Source organism: Nocardioides sp. P5_C9_2, assembly GCF_054049555.1.
Genome location: NZ_JBFUMD010000349.1, coordinates 1 through 4,231 on the forward strand (window position 1 = coordinate 1; position 4,231 = coordinate 4,231).

Below are 4,231 nucleotides of genomic sequence, written 5' to 3' on the forward strand. Positions count from 1 at the left end.
GTCCCCGGTGACCGCGGCTGGGCGCTCTTCAGCGGCACCTCGGCCGCCACCGCCCGGGTCAGCGGCGCGGCCGCCCTGCTGCGCTCGCGCCACGACTGGACGGCCCCCGTCGTGCGCTCGGTGCTCGCCACCACCGCGGTGACCCTCGGCTCCGACCCGGTGCTGCGCCAGGGTGCCGGCCGCGCCGGCGCCGACGTGACCGGGGTCCGGCTGGCCCTGCCGGTGTCCACGTCCCGCTACCGCGAGGCCCTCGACACGGGGTCGTGGGCCGACCTCAACCTCTCCTCCGTGCTCGTGCGCGGCACCGGCACCGTGACCCGGCGCGTGCGGAACCTCGGCACCCGGGCGGAGTACTTCTCGGCCCAGGCGATCGGCTTCGACCGGCACCGCGTGCGCGTCACGCCCCTGGCGGCCCGGCTGAGCCCGGGTGAGACCGCCGTCTTCCGCATCATCGTGACCGGCCCGGCCGCACCGGGTCCGGTCGACGACGGCTGGATCCGCTGGCGCGGCGCCCGCGGCTCGGTCACCCGGATCCCGGTGGCCATCACCCGCTGACCACGCGGACCCGACGGGGTCACGCCTCGCGGCGTACCTCCATGGACCGGTCGCCGAACGCGACGGTGTCGCCGTCGACGAGGGTCGCCGGCTTGCCCGGCGAGAGCTGGCGGGACACGCCCTGGCGGGTCAGCGTCGAGCCGTTGGTCGAGCCCCGGTCCATCACCACGAGGGCGCCGTCCGGTGCGGGCGAGAACTGGGCGTGCGTCTTGGAGACCGACATGTCCGCCGAGGTGAGGGGCACCAGGTGCCACACGGGCTCGCCGGAGCGTGGCTCGGGACGACGGCCGACGAGGACCAGGCCCTCCACGACGAACGTGTGCCCGTCGTCGAACCTGACCCGCCACCGGGGGCCCGTCGGGTGCCCGGGAGGAGTGCCGTCCGGGCGCGAGCGGACCACGGTGCGACCGGAGTCGTCCCCCGGGTGCTCAGCCGGGGCCGCGGCGGGCTGCTGCCGGACGGGCTGCGGCGGGGCCTGGTGCTGGACGGGCTGATGCTGGACCGGCTGGTGCTGGACCGGCTGCGGCTGCTGGGGCAGGAAGGCGGGGACCTGCGGGGTGGGGTACGCCGGGGGCGCCGCGGTCGGCTGCTGCGGACGGGCCTCGGGAGCGGGCCGGGTGGGCGGCGGCGGCGCCTGGAAGACCGGGGACTCCACGGCCGGGGCGGGGATGAGGCGCATGGCGGTGAGGTTGACGACGTGCCGTGGACTGTCGTCGACCTGCTCCACGATCTCCTCCACCGGGCGCACGTCGACCACCACCGACGAGGCCAGGTGGTCGTGCCAGCCGCGACGCTGGCGGCCCCGGTCCTCGACGGCGGTCCAGGCGAGCGTCGCGAGGCCGATGCCGAAGGTCGGCAGGGACGCCGCGGCGAGGACGAGGGACCTGGAGAGGGCCGGACCCATGCCGATGGGGGTCCCGGTGCCGTGGTGYACGACCCGCAGCCCCAGCGCGGACTTGCCAGGGGTGCTGCCGGAGACCCCGGTCATGACCGCGAGGACCAGCCAGCCCAGGACCATGGCTCCGCCGACGATGCCGGCGATGAGCCACGGCTGGTCGCCGAGGGCCAGCCACGCCCCCACTCCGACGACGACGTACAGCCCCCAGGTGACCGCGCGGTCGAAGGCGAAGGCGTAGAAGCGACGCTCGAGCTCGGCGATCGGGTAGGTGGTGGCGGGGGCGGCGGCCTGCTGCTGCGTCACGTGGGGTCCTGCGTCAGGGGTTCGTGGTCTGGATGGTCACGCCGTCACCGAGGTCCAGGATCGCGCCGGGGATCAGCGAGACGGCGATGCCCGCCTGCAGGTCCTCGGGCGGCAGCCCGGGCTGCACCAGCACGGTGCCGTTGGTGGAGCCGAGGTCGGTGACGACCGCACTGCCGTGGTCGGCGCCGGCACCGGGACGGATCTCGAGGTGGGTCGAGGAGATCTCGTGGTGGGGGCTGGCGACGGTGACCAGGTAGGGCTGGTCGGTCGAGGCGAACCGGCGGGCCTCCGGCGCCCGCCCGACGATGATCGTGCGGTCCACGTCGACCACCTCACCGGTCGAGAGGACGAGCTTGGCCACCGGCCGGGAGACCACCGGGGGTGCCAGCTCCTGCCCGGGGATGCCGGGACGCACGAAGGCGTCGGCGGCGGGTCCGATGGTCGTCTGGCCGTCGTGGTCGTCCGCGTCGCCCGGCTGCTGGGCCGGCTCCACCGGCTCCACGACCGCGGCCGGATCCACGACCGCCGGCTGCTCGCCGGTCGGGGTGGGGTCGTCGTCGGTGGGAGCGCCGTAGCTGCGGGGCACGCTCGCGTGCTGCCCGCTCGAGGGCGCGACCTCGATGGGTACGACGTCCGCGACCGGCTGCCCGGCCGGTGCGGCCGCCTCCTCGGTCTGCTCGACGACCGGGGCGGGCTCGGGGCGCCCCGCGGCGTCGTCCACGGTGTCCGGGCCGGTCCAGGGGTCGGTGTCGGTGTCGGTGTCGGTGCCGGTCTCGGTGAGGTCGCCGTGGTCCGGGTCGGGCGTGGCCCCGGTGCCGCGAACGGCCGGGGCGAGAGCCGAGGCACCGTCGATCGCCGGTGAGTCGCCGAAGACCAGTGACCCGACCCGCGCGATGCCGGACCTGAGGGCGAGGTCGTGCGGTCCGGGCTGCTCCAGGACGGCGGTGCCGCCGGTGACGCCGGTCAGGGTGCGGTCGGCCCACATGGTCTCGCCGGCCCCCGAGACGAGCTGGTCGCCCTCGGCGGTCGAGACCGTGACGGACACGTCGCCCCGGACCAGGACCCGGGTGCTGTCGCCGTGCCCGACCAGCACGAACCCCGTGAGCGTGCGGATGCCGCCGGCGAGCACCCCGTCGAGCACCTCGTCGAAGTCGGCGCCGGCGTCCACCAGGTCCCAGAGGTCGGCGACGCGGGGCCGCTCGTCCGCAGGCAGGAGCAGCGTCACCTTGTCGCCCAGGACGGCGTACCAGCCGCCGGCGGACAGCTGTCGACGATGACCTACGGAGTCGCTCACGGACGGGCCCCCAACTTGTCTTCGAGACTCGCGAGCTGGCGCTCGGAGTCGTATGAGTCGTCGTGCACCAATCCCACCACATCGATGACGACGGCGGTGGCGTTGTCGCGGCCCCCGGCCTCCAGGGCGGCACGCACCAGCGCGTCGGCTGCGTCCCGCGGGTCGGGGACCGACTCGAGGATCGCGGCGATGTCGACGTCGGCGATCATCCCGGAGATGCCGTCGCTGCACAGCATCAGTCGCTCGACTGCGGGCAGCGGGAGCAGGAAGAAGTCGGGGTGGACGCCCTCGGGACTGCCCAGCGCGCGGGTGATCACGTGCCGCTCGGGGTGCACGGCGGCCTCGGCCTGGGTGATCTGCCCGGCGTCGACGAGCTCCTGCACGACCGAGTGGTCCACGCTCACCTGGTCCAGGTGGCCGTCGGTGAAGCGGTAGATGCGGGAGTCGCCGAGGTTGGCCAGCAGCCACTTGGTGGTCCCGTGGTCGTCGACGAGCACGGCCACCACCGCGGTGGTGCCCGCGTGCCAGCGCGGGTGGTCGGCGCGCTGCCCCTCGCCGTACTCGAGGATCCGGGCCTGCGAGCGGGCGATGGTGTCCGAGACGTGCTCCGCACCCCGCTGCGGGTCGTAGCCCTCCTCGACGAGGCGGGCGAACTCCTCGACCACGATGCGGCTGGCGACGTCGCCCCCGGCGTGACCGCCCATGCCGTCGGCGACCACGAAGACGGGAGGGGCGACGAGGAAGGAGTCCTCGTTGACCGTGCGCACGTGTCCCACGTCGGTGGCGGCTCCGTGGTGCAGATCGACCGGCTTCATGCCCTGCCCTCGCGCTCTTCGACGATGAGCCCCGGGGTGGGCTCGGCGAGTAGCGTAGAAGGGATGTCGAGGACCCAGCCGGCGGCGCCCCCACGCACGCTCGCGGACCAGCTGCGCGGCTGGTCGGACGAGCGGCTCGCCGGCCTGCTCACGGATCGTCCCGATCTCGCCACTCCCGCACCTCACGATTCCGCCCAGCTGGCCTCACGGGCAGCGACTCGCAGCTCCGTCATCCGTGCGCTCGACGGCCTCACCCGCCTCGAGCTCTCGGTGCTTGATGCCCTGGTGGTTGCCGGTCAAACCACTTCGGACGAACTGATCTCGATGGTCCGTGCCGACGCGTCCGCCGCGGGCTCTGCCRTCACC

At 74.5% G+C, this 4,231-nt stretch carries 4 protein-coding genes and 1 pseudogene; 2 read left to right on the forward strand and 3 right to left on the reverse strand.

The window, feature by feature from the left end; translation table 11 throughout:
- Positions 1–555, forward strand: a 555-nt coding sequence (locus ACXJKL_RS15755; RefSeq protein ID WP_457207977.1) for a S8 family serine peptidase, incomplete at its 5' end; no start/stop codon positions are given.
- A gap of 19 nt (positions 556–574) precedes the next feature.
- Here the strand turns inward: ACXJKL_RS15755 and ACXJKL_RS15760 are convergent.
- From ACXJKL_RS15760 to ACXJKL_RS15770, 3 genes are read right to left on the reverse strand one after another with little or no spacing between them, the layout of a single operon-like run.
- Entirely contained in the window at positions 575–1,756 is a 1,182-nt protein-coding gene (locus tag ACXJKL_RS15760; protein ID WP_457207978.1) for an RDD family protein, read from the reverse strand.
- A gap of 13 nt (positions 1,757–1,769) precedes the next feature.
- The gene (locus tag ACXJKL_RS15765) at positions 1,770–3,050 is read right to left on the reverse strand and encodes an FHA domain-containing protein (RefSeq protein WP_457207979.1); all 1,281 of its coding nucleotides are present in this window, start codon (positions 3,048–3,050) and stop codon (positions 1,770–1,772) included.
- Positions 3,047–3,865: a PP2C family protein-serine/threonine phosphatase gene (locus ACXJKL_RS15770; RefSeq protein WP_457207980.1), complete on the reverse strand. Its 819-nt coding sequence runs from the start codon at positions 3,863–3,865 to the stop codon at positions 3,047–3,049. The genes ACXJKL_RS15765 and ACXJKL_RS15770 overlap by 4 nt, the downstream gene beginning before the upstream one ends.
- Before the next feature lie 63 nt (positions 3,866–3,928).
- Between ACXJKL_RS15770 and ACXJKL_RS15775 the strand changes: the two are divergent.
- A pseudogene (locus tag ACXJKL_RS15775) lies at positions 3,929–4,231 on the forward strand (hypothetical protein); the annotation flags it as partial.

Coding starts and splice junctions, on each gene's coding strand:
- ACXJKL_RS15770 (WP_457207980.1), bottom strand. CDS start 3,865: ATGAAGCCGGTCGATCTGCACCACGGAGCCGCCACCGACGTGGGACAC.